Consider the following 14,233-nt stretch of genomic DNA (forward strand, 5'->3'; position numbering starts at 1 on the left):
TCAATGCTTTCTATAAATTTTCAAGTATTCTGGTACCACATTTTCAATTGCTAGTGGTCTAATTTTCATTGTTTCGAGATCATCTGACTTTTCGATTGAACTACTCATCATAACTTTCACCTGATCTCGAGTAAGTATAGGGCTTGCATCTCCAGTTATAGGTTTTAACAGCACAGAAACAACTTTACTTTCTAAGAAAAAGGCTATCAATCTTGCCATTGGAAAAGGTACATTGATCAGTAGACACTTTCTGTTAGTCACATTCAGAATAAACTTTAATAAGCTTTTAAAAGAGTAAACTTTTGATCCACCTATATTATAAATTTTTTTATCTTGCTTATTAAAGCTGATAATACGGTATACCACTTCAGCTAAGTTTGTTACACATATCGGCTGAAACTTCGTTATTCCACTACCGATCAACGGCAAAAAAGGAAGAATTGTTGCTAATCTTGCAAATTTATTAAAGAAATTATCTTCTTTACCAAATACAAGACTGGGCTTAATTATCATTGCTCCTTGAAACGCCGAAGCTACAGCTTTCTCACCTTTCAATTTACTTTGGGCATATTTTGATAACTTATCATTTTCTATTCCCATGGCAGAAAAATGTATCATCATGGATACATTTTTTATTTGCGCAGCTTTTGCTATTCTTTCAGCTATTCCAACATGAACTGTATAGAAATCGTATTTTCTTTTTTCATATAATATTCCTACTAAGTTTATAACAACATCACACCCCTCCATACTTTCTAAAATTGATTTTTCATTAAAAAAATCTCCTTCAAGTATTGATATTTGCCCTAAGTTGCCACATAACTTTAGACAAGCAGCTTTTTCCTGATCACGAGTAAATATTCTTATTAAATACCCCGCCGCTGCCAAGCGTCTTACGATGTGTTTTCCTATAAATCCCGTTCCACCAAAAATAACTATACGTTTTATCACAGTTAAAACTTCCAATAACTTAACTTTAAATTAATACAATAGTTTTATTTAATATTCTATTGTGAATTCCTGCACTATAAGGTCCATTCTCATTCCATGAGAACCTTTAACTAAAATTACATCATTACCTTGAACAATATTAGCTAAATTACTTTTCAATTGGTTAGAATCATCGAAATGCATGCCTTTTATATTCTCCGGTAAAAGTTTATTCAATTCTAACATAAATTTACCAACTGTATGAACTTTATTCACATTTTGTTCTACTATAGAGTCAAGCAATTCTGTATGAAATACTATGCTTTCATTACCAAGTTCTAACATATCGCCGAGTAGTGCCACTTTTCTTAAATTAGAATATGTACCTAAAGTTCTTATTGCAGCCTTCATTGAAGTAGGGTTAGCATTATAGGAGTCGTTAATCAAATGTACTAATTTTCCATTGTATTTAGCTTGATGAACATTACCTCTACCTTCTGTTACAGTAAAATTCTCAAGTGCTAGTGGTAATTTCGATAAATCAAGTCCTAGACTTTGCACAACTGCTGTCACAACTAATGCAGAGTATGTAAAATGCTCACCCCGCAAACGTAAATTACAGTTTATAATTTGACCGTTGTGCGGTTTAATTTTTAAATTTATACCGCTATCGTTTCTTATTAGGTCTAACAAACGAACAGTAGCACTTTCATTCTTACCAAAGCTCACTACATTTCTGTCAGCATTTGATAAAAGATAATCATAATGTTTATTATCCTTGTTCAAAATCAAAGTACCATTATTTTTCATACCACATAGGACTTCTAACTTCGCTTGCGCAATATCAAGTAGAGATGAAAAATTTTCAACATGCGCAGGTTCGATGTTGGTAATAACTGCAATATCCGGATTGCTAATCTTCGATAGCTCTTTTATCTCACCAGCTCTATTCATTCCCATTTCAAGGATTAAGTACTGGCAGTTTTTTGGGACTTTTAGAATAGTAAAAGGTAATCCTATATTATTATTCAAGTTATCTTTGTTTGCATAAGACGCTCCATATTGCGATAGAACAGTGTGCAGCATGTCCTTTGTAGTCGTTTTCCCGACACTACCTGTAATTGTAATAACTTTAGCATTAACAAGAACATTTCTAATGTAATATGATGCCATATTATGCAAAGCTTTTAGAGTATCTTGCACAATAATTAGAGGAAAATTTCTATATTTATCTTCGCTTACTACCGCAGCAACAGCTCCTTTTAAAAATGCTTCATGTAGAAAATCATGCCCATCAAATTTCTTTCCCTTGAGAGCAATAAATAAATCGCCTTTTTTTATGCTTCTTGTATCCGTTGAAATATTTGAGCTATATACCGAATTACAAACACCCTCCCCTCTTCCGCCAGTAGCATCGATAATATTATTTGCGTTCCATTTTAACATAATTTATCTTTAAAGGTAATTTGAACAAGAAAAGCAGCAAAAATACTACATACTTTGGTAATGTACAAATAATGATTGCTATCTCTATAATTTCATCTTATAATAGATATACAAGCTTAAATATTTTCGTCTATAATTGGGTGTATTTTACTATCTGATTGTAGAAAGTGACTTGGAGGTATGTATGGCAAAAGATGAGTCAAATAAAAAGTCTATTTTGGCTAAGATAAAAGGCGTGTTTTTTCTTGTGCCTAAAGCACTTATTTATCCTATAAAGAAACCGTTTGCTTCAATTGATGAAATGAAGCATGATGCTAAAGTTTCATTAAAAAAGGCTGTGAGTGATGTACCTAAAGAAGAAGAGAAATATGACCCACCTATAAAAACCACAGAAGCTAGTAAGTACCTTGGCATACAAATAACAAAACAAGAAAAAGGTAAGGTAAGTTTTTTAGCGTCAAGAACTTTAACGGGGGATATACCTTACTTGAGTCCAGAGAAATTAGATAAAATAAGGAAAGATCTGCCAAATATAACTATTTTTAGAGAAGAAAACAAAATTGTAATTGAAGTTGATGTTGAGAAGATTATCCAAGAAATAAAAGATAAAAATCCAGGTATAGACGAAAAAGTAATGAAAAAGTACGCTCTTGAAGGAATTTATAATAAAATTGATTATGATCTCAAAAATTTGGCAAAAATTACTGGTGGAGAGTTTAAAGTTCACACAGACCGAAAGTTGCTGTATGATATTGCAGAAAAGTTGTATAGTGGATACGATAGTAAAAAGCAACAGTCACAAGAAGTTATAAGGTCTATAGGTAAAGAAAAGTCATCAGAGAAAATTTTAAATAATTGGCAAAAAGCTATTAAACAAGATTTTGAAAGTTGCGAAAGCATAAGAGGTAGGGGGAAATAAATTATGGAGAGTGTTATGAAAGAAGTTAAAATAGAGGAAAGGTATCATAGCCTAACTGTTCCTGGAGATATGTATCATTTACAACCAGAAGTTATTGCTGCAAGAAGGGCAAAAAGAATAGAAACGTTTTCAAAAAGACACCAAATGGACTATGGGTCAGTTTTGCGTGGACAAGATATACAGCTAAAAGACGTTTCAAGTCTTGAAGATGCTTCTAGCGAAGCAGCAATAAGCCCACCTTCTACACCAAATCATAAGCAAAATAGAAGAGGACCAGGAATTTAATAAAGTATGGGTAGTACAGCTTATGATGACACTAATATTTTTGCTAAGATATTAAGAGGTGAGTTGTCTTATGAGGAAATACATAAAAATGAAAATGTGCTAGCTTTTCGTGATAAGTATCCTGATGCACCAGTTCATATTCTAGTTATACCAAAAGCTCAATACGTTTCATACGATGATTTTGTTCTGAAAGCTTCCGAAGAGGAAATAGTAAGTTTTTTTAAAACTGTTAGAGAAATAGCACATAAATATAACTTAGAAAAAACAGGATATAGATTAGTTACTAATCACGGTAAAGATGGAGAGCAAGTTATACCGCACTTTCACATACATATTTTAGGTGGTAAAAGATTAGGAAAGCATGTAAATTCATAGTGTTATATGTTTTTTAAATGAGTGAATATTTAACCATATTAATTTTTATCTGTGTATCAATTGTAGTATCCTTTACTTTAGGTGTATTACCTATGTTTCTTGCAGTCAGTAACCCAGATGGTGAAAAGCTTTCTACATATGAGTGTGGCTTTAATCCTTTATCAAGAGCCAGAAAAAGTTTCGACATAAAATTTTACTTAGTTGCAATATTGTTCATAATATTCGATTTAGAAATTGCTTTTCTTTTCCCTTGGGCCGTTTCTTTATCTAAAATAAGCTATTGCGGATTTTGGTCTATGATGATATTCCTTGCAATACTTACTATAGGCTTTATTTATGAGTGGTGTAAAGGTGCGTTGGAATGGAAGTAAATTTATCTAATGGCGACTGGAATCGTTACAAAAAAGAAGGTTTTCTTATCACTAAATTTGGCGATTTAATAGATTATATAATGAACTGGGCAAGGTCTGGTTCATTGTGGCCAATGACATTTGGTCTTGCATGTTGCGCAGTAGAGATGATGCACACTGCATCCAGTCGTTATGATCTTGATAGATATGGCATAATCTTTCGTGCAAGCCCAAGGCAAGCAGATGTTATGATTGTTGCTGGCACGTTAACTAATAAAATGGCAGCAGCATTGCGTAAAGTTTATGATCAAATGGCAGATCCCAAATACGTCGTTTCTATGGGAAGTTGTGCAAATGGCGGTGGCTATTATCATTATTCTTACTCAGTAGTCCGTGGTTGCGATAGAATTGTGCCAGTTGATGTGTATGTTCCTGGATGCCCTCCAACTGCTGAGGCGTTGCTATATGGAATGCTATGTCTACAAAATAAAATAAAACGAACTAAAAATATATAGCATGGATAAAACTGCAAAATACATACAAAAAAAGACTAAATGTGAATGTATTCAGAAAAATGATGGCACTATTGTAATATATTCAGCTTTGAATGACATTGAAAATCACTTACTCTTTCTACGTGATGATGAAAAGTGTAGGCTTGAATTATTAGTTGACGTTTTTGGAGTTGATTACCCAGATAGAGAAAAACGTTTCGAGCTAATATACAATTTGCTCAGCGTTGTACACAATATCAGAGTGCACATAAAGCTTCAGTTATGTGAAGGTGATATACCTCTAAGTGTAGCAAAGATATTTAACGCAGCTTCGTGGTTTGAGCGTGAAGTATTTGATATGTATGGAATAGAGTTTTCTGATCACCCAGATTTACGTAGGATTTTAACGGATTATGGATTCAAAGGTCATCCAATGTTAAAAGATTTTCCTCTCACTGGCTACGAGGAAGTAAGATACGATATAGAGGCAAAAAAGGTTGTATATAATCCTATAGACTTACCACAAGATTTTCGTATGTTTGACAGCTTATCCCCTTGGGAAGGTAGTAAAGCCACAAAAGTAAATATAAAGGAGTAGAAAATGACAGCACAAAGAAAAAAAATATCTTTGATTGGTGCAGGAAATATCGGTGGGACTCTTGCCCATATGATTGCACTAAGAGAGCTAGGAGATGTTATTTTGCTTGATGTCAGCGATGGAATACCACAAGGTAAAGCGCTTGACATTACAGAATCATCTCCTATTGATCGATCTAATGTCAATATTACTGGTACAAATAGGTATGAAGATATAAAAAACTCTGACGCAATTATAATAACTGCTGGCATTGCCAGAAAACCTGGAATGAGCAGAGATGACCTTCTGCAAACTAATGCTGCAGTAATGAAAGAGGTTGGGGAAAATATTAAAAAACATTCTCCAAACGCATTTGTAATAGTGGTTACCAATCCTTTAGATGCTATGGTTTCAGTAGTATACAAATCTTCAAGCCTGCCAACTAATATGATTATTGGTATGGCAGGAGTGCTTGACTCTGCTCGTTTTCGTTATTTTCTTGCAAGTGAGTTAAATATTTCTGTCGAAGATGTATCTGCTTTTGTGCTTGGAGGACATGGTGACACTATGGTACCACTAATCAATTATGCTTCAATTGCTGGCATTCCACTTACCCAAATCATTGAGATGGGTTTGATTACGCGAGGAAAAGTTGATGAAATAGTTGAGCGCACTCGTAATGGTGGAAAAGAAATAGTTGATCTACTTAAATCTGGATCTGCATACTATGCTCCTGCATCTTCAGCCATAAGCATGCTAGAATCATACTTAAAAGATAAAAGGCGTATATTACCATGCGCTGCTTATCTTAATGGTGAATATGGTGTGAAAGACTTATTCATTGGTGTTCCTACTATTATTGGCAAAAATGGAGTTGAGAAAATTCTAGAAGTTAAGATGGATAATAGTGAACAAGAGATGTTCAATAAATCTGTAAATGCAGTGGAAGAGCTTTGTCGGCTAAATTAATTGCCCTATAGAATTTCTTTGAGCTCAAGTTTTGTAAACAGCCTAAAAAAATTATTTGTAGTTATTTTTGCTACTTGTTCCGGCGATTCATTCCATAATTCTGCTAAACAATTCACAACATATTTCACCATTGCCGGTTCATTTTTTCTTCCTCTGTAAGGCTCAGGAGATAGATAAGGTGCATCAGTTTCAACTAAAACACGCTCACGTGGCACATTTTGTGCAATTTCTCTTAGTAAGTTCGCATTTTTAAAAGTAATAATTCCAGAAAATGAAATGTATAATCCCAAGTCCATAGCCTTATAAGCAAGCTCTTTAGAAGAAGCAAAGCAATGCATTACTCCACTAAAAGCGTCCTTCTTCATTTCTGAATTTAACATATCAATCATCTCACTATCAGCATTTCTAGTGTGAATAACTAAAGGTAATCCTGTTACTTTTGCCGCTTCTATATGTGATGCAAAACTTTTTTTTTGATTGCTTTTGTTATCAGATTTATAAAAATCTAATCCGGTTTCACCGATACTAATTACCTTTTTGCCCTTAGTAAATTCAATCAATTCATCAGCATTTATACACTCACCTTTTTCCACATTAGTATCAAGCGGATGTATACCAACGGAGCAGTAGACTTGATCATAGGATGAAGAGATTTTTAATAATTTAGGGATATCATTAATGCTTATACATATGTTATGCAAAATTCTCACACCATTTTGCTCTGCTCTTGAAATTACCTTTGGTATTTCATCATCAGAAAAATAAATTAGATGACAATGAGAATCAACTATCATAAATAGATCCTTTTATGATAGAAGAAAACTCTTCTATCACTTTTTTATAAACTTCTTTTTTGAACGGTATGGCACTGGCTACCAAATCATCCACATTTTGCCAACGCCACTCTTTGAACTCTGGATGATCAGTATAGTTAATATTAATATCCTTATCCTTCCCACAAAATTTCATTAAGAACCATCTTTGCTTTTGGCCAGAATATCTCCCATTCCAGCATGTTGGTATAACTTCCTCAGGTAAGTTATAGTGTATCCACTCTTTATTTTTAGCCACAATTTCTGCTTTATCAGTACCAACTTCTTCCAATAGCTCACGTAGCGCTGCCTGCTCTAGCTCTTCACCATCGTCAACTCCCCCTTGCGGCATCTGCCAATAAGAGTCACTATCAAAGCGTTTTCCAATAAAAATATTCCCCTGTTTGTTAAATAGCATTATGCCAACACAAGGGCGATACTCTTTCTCCTCACTAATCACAAATACTCTCTGTTGCTAAATTATCTATCATAGAAGTTCCAACTACTTTTTTACTATTCATTTTTTCAACAATTTTTTTTGCAACTTCTTTTGCGCTTAAGTTTGAGTTATCAATTTCAAGTGAACCTTGAGGCACAAATAGTTTCTTTCCTTTAATTCTTCTCATAGCAAAATCTGAATCAGTAATTTTTCTCTCCTGCTCTCTTTCCTTTAATTGAACGCGCTTTACTAGTTCTCCACTATTACAATATAACACCACAGGGAGAATCTCCACGTTCATTTTTTTACTTAAATTCACCACTGAGTTATATACTTTTTGATCATAGGAATCACCTTTTATCAATTCGTTTGTAAATATATAATGCTTTGATTCTATATGGTATTTTTCCAATATTGCTAACATATTCTCTCTAATCACAAAAATTTCTTCCCATATTTCACTTGTAACCTCAGCGTTTCTGAAATCAATCATATCAAATATAATATTATTAAACAGGTTATTGTCTACTATCACCCCATCAATAATATTACACAGCTCTTTTGCAATCGTAAGTTTGCCACTACCCGGAAATCCGATTAAGTAAATGATCATACCATCAGAAAACTATCATATATTACAAATATATGTATTATAAACGTTACACTAGAAACATATCAAAAATAGTTCATATTCAGAAATTTTGAGTGTATCATTACAGATAAATTATATAATTTAGAATAATGAATGGTGATACAGAATCAATAAAAAATACAATTGTAGATGTAATAGATCAAAACAAAGGTCAAGATATAGTTACTTTTGATGTACAGAATAAAACTGTCATTGCAAAATATATGATCATTGCATCCGGTGATTCGAGCCGCCATGTAAAAGCATTAGCTGAGCACGTGATGAAAAATCTCAAGCAATATGATAAAATAGATGTAGAAGGTATGGATGAAGGTAACTGGGTGATTGTGAATTTTCAAGGTATAATGGTTCACCTATTCAGGCCAGAAGTAAGAGAATATTATAAGATAGAAGAGTTATGGAATTGATTATCCAGGTAGCTGGTATACACTTGCTCAAATGTTGTAATTTTGAAGGCAACCCTTATGAAGTTGGTGGTGTCATTCCAGTGCTTGACGCTGGAATCTAGAAAACTTAATCATAAACGAGCACACTATACAACATTTTTGATGAAATTTCATAATAAACTGGATTCCAGCGTCAAGCACTGGAATGACACCATCGTTAACAACACCGTTTACACACAAAATAACATATTATGAAACATAAATCCGAGTTTTTAAACTTCATTCAAGAAAGAGGATACCTATATCAATGTACAAACATTGATAGGTTAGACCAGCTATTATCACAAGATAATTATATAATTGCATACATTGGGTTTGATTGTACGGCACCAAGTTTGCATATTGGCAGTCTCATTCAAATCATGATGCTCCGTCACCTACAAAAATTCGGTTATAAGCCAATAGTTCTACTTGGAGGTGGCACAACAAAAATTGGTGACCCATCTGGTAAAGACAAAGCAAGAAGCGTCTTGCCGATAGAAGATATCAATCAAAATATACTTGGTATAAAGAAAACCCTCGAGAAGATGATATCTTTCGATTATGGAAAAACTGGTGCAATCATAGTAAACAACGCAGATTGGTTAGATAACATAAAATATATAGACTTTTTGCGTGATATAGGGACACATTTTTCTGTAAATCGCATGTTAGGCTTTGATAGTGTGAAAATTAGGCTAGATAGGGAGCAAAATCTAAGCTTTCTCGAGTTTAATTACATGTTGTTACAAGCCTATGATTTTGTCGAGTTGAATAAAAAGTATGGCTGTCGTCTCCAGATTGGAGGGTCAGACCAATGGGGAAATATAGTAAACGGAATTGAACTTGGCAAAAAGTTAAATTTACCTGAGCTGTTTGGTCTTACCACACCTCTTTTATTAAACGCACAAGGAAAAAAGATGGGCAAAACTGAAAGTGGAGCAGTATGGCTTGATGGCAGCATGCTAAATTCTTATGACTATTGGCAATATTTTCGCAATGTTGATGATCAAGATGTTGGTCGTTTCTTGAGACTTTTCACTGATTTACCAACTGATGAAATTAAAAAACTAGAGTCCTTGAAGGATCAAGAAATAAATGAAGCAAAAAAGGTCTTGGCAACAGAAGTGACAAAAATATGTCATGGTTGCAAAGAAGCTGAACTTGCACGATCTGCTGCAATCTCTGCTTTTGAAAATGAAGACAGTTCATTGCTTTCTGGTTACACTATCACAAGAGAACAAGTTGCAAATGGCATACTCCTGATAGACTTGCTTCATGACACCGGTTTTGAACCTTCAAAAGGTGCGGCAAAGCGTTTAATACAGGGAAATGGATGTAAAGTTAATGATAATACTATAAACGATGTTAACTATATAATAAATTCTGAGAGCTTCAAAGATCAGTCATTCATAAAATTGTCTGCAGGAAAGAAACGCCATATTAAAATTTTAGTGAGTGAAGTAAGAAAGTGAATTTGTATCTGTTCAGCAGAATAGCAAAATAAGGTAGCCAAGAAAAGATAATTATAGGAACAAATGGATATCATTGAAGCAGCTGACACTGTGGCAGAATCGCTAGGCAACCCTACTATCGCTAGCAGTTTCTTGCTGTCGATTTGCTAAGATTGGTTTATCAACTTGAGTATCAGGCTTTGACAATTTATATATAGCATTGCCAACTATTAGTGCTGTTGCTGTAATTGCAACTACTGCTATAACTATAGGTATTAACTCAGCTGTAATTGCTCCGGCTGTAAAAAGTGCTATAGATATAGCAGTACCTAATAATGCAGTTACTCCACCGGGGCTTTGTTGCATCACTATCTATGAAAGGCTAACTATACAAGCAGCTTATTGAAAATCTTATTTTTTGCAATCAATCTGATTAAATTTAAGAATAGTAATTTATTGTTTGTACTAGTAAATTTAATTCTACTTAAAATAGCTAAAGCATTGAAATTCTTTAATTCTAGCTAGATTAGTGAATGATAGTAAAACTTCTTTTACTTAAATTTAGATATTTACTGACTGTCCTTACTATAAATGCTAGAATAATAAGCTATTGATATTCTACATTTTATCTTTTATTCATCGTAGATAGCGATTCAACAAAGCCCAATAGCGTCAACTTAAGGAAAGATGTTAAGGAGTAAAATACTGTGAAAAATAGGACCTTTGGTTTCTATTTTATTTCAATAAAGAAGATATCAGTAAAGCTTATCTATTAAGGTGTCACATAGAGGAGTGCTATAAAAGACTCAAAGTAGAAGGAGAATTAGAGAATTTTTCTGAGATAAATTTAGAGATAAGAATTTTGTGCAAATTTGGTCATGTGCAATACTTCATATGTGTGATGCACAAGAGCCTTGGAACCCAGATCAAATTGCTAAGTATCGTTTAAATTTTTCAGTTTTATTTGCTATAATGAAACAAAAACTTTATCAGGTGCTTGTTGGAACCAAAAAATTTTCAAGCCCTTTTTAAAATACTCACTAAAGTTAACGTGAAGATTGTATAGCCGCAATAAAGTAGATAAGCCTAAACGCCATAATGTCTTTAGGAGAGCTTGCTAATTTATTCTCTTAAGTTAACGCCATTGCCTGAACAGATACATAAAAAAGTAGTACTTGCAAGAAAGAGTTACTTAAGAAATTAATTAACTTTGCTATTTTCTCTAACATACCTAGAAGAAATAGATACATTATCTAATGCACTACTAATCCTAGTATTCCTTTCATTAATCGCTGCAGTTGGTTGAAAAGTGGCATAGATATATTGTGGTATGTCATTAATTCGTACTATAATAGAATTAATACATTCAATATTACCTTTATGTATAGCGATGCCAAGTGGCGTTAAGCTGTACGTCTGACCAGTTGGAGATATTACAGCATTGTGATTAGCAAGAATATCTTGCAATATACCACTATTTTGAGCATGAGTTAAAATCGAATTAATATGTGCATGATTACCTTCATATATAGCAAAGCCAAGTGGTGTTAAGTTGTACTTCCAACCATCTGAAGAATACAAAGTATTTTTAGCAGTAAGAACTTCTTGCAATATACCACTATTTTGAGCATGAGTTAAAATCGAATTAATATGTGCATGATTACCTTCATATATAGCAAAGCCAAGTGGTGTTAAGTTGTACTTCCAACCATCTTAAGAATACAAAGTATTTTTAGCAGTAAGAACTTCTTGCAGCTTACCATTATTTTGAGCTTGTCTTAAAATAGAATTAACATATTCATTGTTATTTCTATATATAGCAAGGCCAAGCAATGTTAAAATGTATGTCCAATTATTCAGAATATCTTGCGATACAACATTATTTTGAATCATTGTTGAAATGTAGTTACAACATTCCTTATTATTTTCATATATGGCAAAGCTAATTGGTGTTAAAATATGCGTCAGACCATCTGAAAACTGTAAAATATTTTCAGCAATAAAAACGCCTTGCAGCATATCATTATTTTGAGCTTTTTCTAAAATAGAACTGATACATTCTTTATTACCTTTATATATAGAGAAACTGAGTGGTGTTAAAGCATACTCCTTAGTATTGAAATACTGTACAATATTTCTAGCAGCAAGAATATCTTGTAGTATTCCACTGTCCTGGGCTTTTGTTAAAATATCATTAATATATCTTGGCTTATTGTAATGTATAGCAAAGCCAAGCGATGTTAAGGTGTACATCAGACCATCTTGATAGTTTATAATATTTTCAGTATTAATAATCTCTTGCAGTGTACCGTTATTTTGAGAATGTATTAAAATAGAATTAACGCATTCGTTATTACATTTGAATATGGCGAGGCTAAGTAGTGTTAAAGTGCGTTCCCCACCTCTTGGAAATCGTTTAGTATATCCTATTGTAAGAACTTTTAGTAAATCATTCTCTGAGGCTCTTTTCAAGATATTACCAATTTCCTCACCATTTGATATTACCTTTTTCAACTTTAAATGCAAATTTCGTTGTGCTTGTGTTAAGTTGTTATCATTTAGCATATTCTTGTAACCTCGCTTTAAAGTCAGTGCAGTTTAATTATTCTATGTTAGTATACACCAATAGAAAAAATTTCATCATATGTTCTGGAAAAAATTTACACAGGTTAATGAGGAAATCGTAAGAGAGAGCCTAAAAAAGGTTATAGAGAAGAAAAGTGGTAAGAATGTTGGTGTAGTATCCTCAATTGTTATTAAGGGTAAAGATGTTGCTTTTGCTCTTGAAGTTACTGAGCCAAATGAAGAATTAAGAAAAAATTGTGAGCAAGCTGTTAAGGCGATACCGGGAGTAGGAAAGGTTACTGTAGTTGCTACTGGTCAAAAACAAGCTAGGCAACAAAAAGCTAAACTTCATATCGAAGGAGTGAAAAATATAATTGTCGTTGCTTCTGGTAAAGGAGGTGTGGGTAAGTCGACAGTTGCACTAAATCTAGCTCTTTCGTTAGCAGAATTAAAACATAAAGTTGCGCTAGTTGATGCAGATATATATGGTCCTTCGATTCCTAAAATGTTGGGCACTGAGAAATTAAAACCAGAAATACAGAGTGGTAAAGCAATGCCTATAGAGAAACATGGTCTCTATACTATTTCAATTGGCTATTTTATTGATAAGGACCGCGCAGTAATATGGCGTGGACCTATGATCACAAAAGCACTTTACAATTTGCTAATGGGAACAAGGTGGTCTGATATAGAATATTTAATCATTGATACACCGCCTGGCACTGGCGATGTACATTTAAGTCTGATGGAGAATTTTAGTTTAACTGGAGCAATAATAGTTTCAACTCCACAGGAGCTTGCTTTAGTCGATGCACAAAAAATTTATGATATGTTCACAAAGCTCAGCGTGCCAATTATCGGCATTGTGGAAAATATGAGCTATTTTGTTCAAGATAATTCAAAAATACACATATTTGGAAAAGGTGGTGCAAAAAAAATGTCTGAAGAGCTGGGAGTCAAACTCTTGAGCAGAGTTCCTCTAGATCCGCAAATATGTAGTGCTTCTGATTGTGGAAATCCTTCAATACTAAGTGAGGATTTAGTAAGGATTTATGAAGGCATTGCTAAAGATGTTAGGTCTTTTGTATGCAGTCTATAAAGTTTTTTTAAACTATAGTATTTCCTAAAGTAAATGATAAAGGTATAATGAAGTATTTGAGTTATAATGGCATATAGTGTGGATTTAAGGGAAAAGGCAGTATTGATGATAGAAAAAGGGAAGACAAAGGTTGAGATAGCAGAGCTCATGGAGATAGGAATAGCAACTCTGTACCGCTGGTTAAAAAAGAAAGCTGCTGGTGAAAGCCTAAAGCCATCTAAAAACGGTAGCTTTATTCGAAAAATAGACCCAAAAATACTCGAAGAATATGTTACAAAGAATCCAGATCATACTCTGGCAGAGATGAAACAAAATCTTGGATTTGGAATAAATTCAATTTGGTATAGACTAAAACAGCTAAAAATTACTTTAAAAAAAAGTCACACTATATCAAGAGCGCAATCAAGAAGATAGGCAGCAATTTATTGATAAAATCTCAAAA

General features: G+C 33.4%; 18 protein-coding genes and 2 pseudogenes. 12 read left to right on the forward strand and 8 right to left on the reverse strand.

What is annotated here, in order from left to right:
* Positions 1-951 (reverse strand): complex I NDUFA9 subunit family protein, encoded by a 951-nt coding sequence (locus AAGD65_RS06105; RefSeq protein ID WP_179945645.1) that lies wholly within the window; start codon positions 949-951, stop codon positions 1-3.
* 48 nt (positions 952-999) lie between these two features.
* Positions 1,000-2,376 carry a UDP-N-acetylmuramoyl-tripeptide--D-alanyl-D-alanine ligase gene (locus AAGD65_RS06110; RefSeq protein WP_264336529.1) on the reverse strand — a complete coding sequence of 459 codons (1,377 nt, stop codon included), beginning with the start codon at positions 2,374-2,376 and terminating at the stop codon, positions 1,000-1,002.
* A 184-nt stretch (positions 2,377-2,560) separates the two neighbouring features.
* On the opposite strand from AAGD65_RS06110, the gene AAGD65_RS06115 reads away from it, so the two are divergent.
* The 7 genes from AAGD65_RS06115 to mdh are packed head-to-tail and all read left to right on the forward strand — an operon-like array spanning position 2,561 to position 6,345.
* Entirely contained in the window at positions 2,561-3,295 is a 735-nt protein-coding gene (locus tag AAGD65_RS06115; RefSeq protein ID WP_264375987.1) for a hypothetical protein, read from the forward strand.
* A gap of 3 nt (positions 3,296-3,298) precedes the next feature.
* Positions 3,299-3,580 carry a hypothetical protein gene (locus AAGD65_RS06120; RefSeq protein ID WP_010403548.1) on the forward strand — a complete coding sequence of 94 codons (282 nt, stop codon included), beginning with the start codon at positions 3,299-3,301 and terminating at the stop codon, positions 3,578-3,580.
* Positions 3,581-3,586: 6 nt separating this feature from the next.
* Positions 3,587-3,955, forward strand: a complete 369-nt coding sequence (locus tag AAGD65_RS06125; RefSeq protein WP_006014413.1) for an HIT domain-containing protein — start codon at positions 3,587-3,589, stop codon at positions 3,953-3,955.
* A gap of 17 nt (positions 3,956-3,972) precedes the next feature.
* Positions 3,973-4,326 carry an NADH-quinone oxidoreductase subunit A gene (locus tag AAGD65_RS06130; protein WP_006014410.1) on the forward strand — a complete coding sequence of 118 codons (354 nt, stop codon included), beginning with the start codon at positions 3,973-3,975 and terminating at the stop codon, positions 4,324-4,326.
* Positions 4,317-4,820: a NuoB/complex I 20 kDa subunit family protein gene (locus AAGD65_RS06135; protein ID WP_264330817.1), complete on the forward strand. Its 504-nt coding sequence runs from the start codon at positions 4,317-4,319 to the stop codon at positions 4,818-4,820. Before AAGD65_RS06130 ends, AAGD65_RS06135 begins: the two co-directional genes overlap by 10 nt.
* Position 4,821: 1 nt before the next feature.
* Entirely contained in the window at positions 4,822-5,397 is a 576-nt protein-coding gene (locus AAGD65_RS06140; protein ID WP_017532371.1) for an NADH-quinone oxidoreductase subunit C, read from the forward strand.
* A gap of 3 nt (positions 5,398-5,400) precedes the next feature.
* Entirely contained in the window at positions 5,401-6,345 is a 945-nt protein-coding gene (mdh, locus tag AAGD65_RS06145; RefSeq protein ID WP_264682559.1) for a malate dehydrogenase, read from the forward strand.
* 5 nt (positions 6,346-6,350) lie between these two features.
* Here mdh and AAGD65_RS06150 read toward each other — a convergent pair whose 3' ends face one another.
* The 3 genes from AAGD65_RS06150 to AAGD65_RS06160 are packed head-to-tail and all read right to left on the reverse strand — an operon-like array spanning position 6,351 to position 8,209.
* Positions 6,351-7,139 (reverse strand): TatD family hydrolase, encoded by a 789-nt coding sequence (locus AAGD65_RS06150; protein ID WP_264682557.1) that lies wholly within the window; start codon positions 7,137-7,139, stop codon positions 6,351-6,353.
* On the reverse strand, positions 7,129-7,617 hold the full coding sequence (locus AAGD65_RS06155; RefSeq protein ID WP_264682555.1) for an RNA pyrophosphohydrolase: 489 nt from the start codon (positions 7,615-7,617) through the stop codon (positions 7,129-7,131). Before AAGD65_RS06155 ends, AAGD65_RS06150 begins: the two co-directional genes overlap by 11 nt.
* Complete coding sequence (locus AAGD65_RS06160) at positions 7,610-8,209, reverse strand: AAA family ATPase (RefSeq protein ID WP_064085464.1); 600 nt, start codon at positions 8,207-8,209, stop codon at positions 7,610-7,612. Before AAGD65_RS06160 ends, AAGD65_RS06155 begins: the two co-directional genes overlap by 8 nt.
* A 128-nt stretch (positions 8,210-8,337) precedes the next feature.
* On the opposite strand from AAGD65_RS06160, the gene rsfS reads away from it, so the two are divergent.
* Positions 8,338-8,655, forward strand: coding sequence for a ribosome silencing factor (gene rsfS / locus AAGD65_RS06165; protein ID WP_007302263.1), 318 nt, complete (start codon positions 8,338-8,340; stop codon positions 8,653-8,655).
* A gap of 230 nt (positions 8,656-8,885) precedes the next feature.
* Positions 8,886-10,148, forward strand: coding sequence for a tyrosine--tRNA ligase (gene tyrS / locus AAGD65_RS06170; protein ID WP_264682551.1), 1,263 nt, complete (start codon positions 8,886-8,888; stop codon positions 10,146-10,148).
* Between the two features lie 102 nt (positions 10,149-10,250).
* Here the strand turns inward: tyrS and AAGD65_RS06175 are convergent.
* Positions 10,251-10,478: pseudogene (locus tag AAGD65_RS06175) on the reverse strand (ankyrin repeat domain-containing protein); the annotation flags it as partial.
* A gap of 388 nt (positions 10,479-10,866) precedes the next feature.
* Here AAGD65_RS06175 and AAGD65_RS06180 point away from each other — a divergent pair.
* Positions 10,867-11,248, forward strand: a pseudogene (locus AAGD65_RS06180) (IS4 family transposase); the annotation flags it as partial.
* A gap of 79 nt (positions 11,249-11,327) precedes the next feature.
* On the opposite strand, the gene AAGD65_RS06185 reads toward AAGD65_RS06180, so the two are convergent.
* Both AAGD65_RS06185 and AAGD65_RS06190 read right to left on the reverse strand, forming a co-directional pair.
* The gene (locus AAGD65_RS06185; protein ID WP_264682549.1) at positions 11,328-11,738 is read right to left on the reverse strand and encodes a hypothetical protein; all 411 of its coding nucleotides are present in this window, start codon (positions 11,736-11,738) and stop codon (positions 11,328-11,330) included.
* A 102-nt stretch (positions 11,739-11,840) separates the two neighbouring features.
* On the reverse strand, positions 11,841-12,692 hold the full coding sequence (locus AAGD65_RS06190) for a hypothetical protein (RefSeq protein ID WP_264682548.1): 852 nt from the start codon (positions 12,690-12,692) through the stop codon (positions 11,841-11,843).
* Positions 12,693-12,771: 79 nt separating this feature from the next.
* Here AAGD65_RS06190 and AAGD65_RS06195 point away from each other — a divergent pair, with 79 nt between their 5' ends.
* Together AAGD65_RS06195 and AAGD65_RS06200 are read left to right on the forward strand one after the other, a co-directional pair.
* Positions 12,772-13,791 (forward strand): Mrp/NBP35 family ATP-binding protein, encoded by a 1,020-nt coding sequence (locus AAGD65_RS06195; protein ID WP_264682546.1) that lies wholly within the window; start codon positions 12,772-12,774, stop codon positions 13,789-13,791.
* 66 nt (positions 13,792-13,857) lie between these two features.
* The gene (locus tag AAGD65_RS06200) at positions 13,858-14,205 is read left to right on the forward strand and encodes a transposase (RefSeq protein WP_264336399.1); all 348 of its coding nucleotides are present in this window, start codon (positions 13,858-13,860) and stop codon (positions 14,203-14,205) included.
* Positions 14,206-14,233 lie beyond the last annotated feature (28 nt).

Source organism: Wolbachia endosymbiont (group B) of Chesias legatella, assembly GCF_964026945.1.
GTDB lineage: Bacteria > Pseudomonadota > Alphaproteobacteria > Rickettsiales > Anaplasmataceae > Wolbachia.

Coding starts and splice junctions, on each gene's coding strand:
- AAGD65_RS06110 (WP_264336529.1), bottom strand. CDS start 2,376: ATGTTAAAATGGAACGCAAATAATATTATCGATGCTACTGGCGGAAGA.
- AAGD65_RS06115 (WP_264375987.1), top strand. CDS start 2,561: ATGGCAAAAGATGAGTCAAATAAAAAGTCTATTTTGGCTAAGATAAAA.
- AAGD65_RS06120 (WP_010403548.1), top strand. CDS start 3,299: ATGGAGAGTGTTATGAAAGAAGTTAAAATAGAGGAAAGGTATCATAGC.
- AAGD65_RS06125 (WP_006014413.1), top strand. CDS start 3,587: ATGGGTAGTACAGCTTATGATGACACTAATATTTTTGCTAAGATATTA.
- AAGD65_RS06130 (WP_006014410.1), top strand. CDS start 3,973: ATGAGTGAATATTTAACCATATTAATTTTTATCTGTGTATCAATTGTA.
- AAGD65_RS06135 (WP_264330817.1), top strand. CDS start 4,317: ATGGAAGTAAATTTATCTAATGGCGACTGGAATCGTTACAAAAAAGAA.
- AAGD65_RS06140 (WP_017532371.1), top strand. CDS start 4,822: ATGGATAAAACTGCAAAATACATACAAAAAAAGACTAAATGTGAATGT.
- mdh (WP_264682559.1), top strand. CDS start 5,401: ATGACAGCACAAAGAAAAAAAATATCTTTGATTGGTGCAGGAAATATC.
- AAGD65_RS06150 (WP_264682557.1), bottom strand. CDS start 7,139: ATGATAGTTGATTCTCATTGTCATCTAATTTATTTTTCTGATGATGAA.
- AAGD65_RS06160 (WP_064085464.1), bottom strand. CDS start 8,209: ATGATCATTTACTTAATCGGATTTCCGGGTAGTGGCAAACTTACGATT.
- rsfS (WP_007302263.1), top strand. CDS start 8,338: ATGAATGGTGATACAGAATCAATAAAAAATACAATTGTAGATGTAATA.
- tyrS (WP_264682551.1), top strand. CDS start 8,886: ATGAAACATAAATCCGAGTTTTTAAACTTCATTCAAGAAAGAGGATAC.
- AAGD65_RS06190 (WP_264682548.1), bottom strand. CDS start 12,692: ATGCTAAATGATAACAACTTAACACAAGCACAACGAAATTTGCATTTA.
- AAGD65_RS06195 (WP_264682546.1), top strand. CDS start 12,772: ATGTTCTGGAAAAAATTTACACAGGTTAATGAGGAAATCGTAAGAGAG.
- AAGD65_RS06200 (WP_264336399.1), top strand. CDS start 13,858: ATGGCATATAGTGTGGATTTAAGGGAAAAGGCAGTATTGATGATAGAA.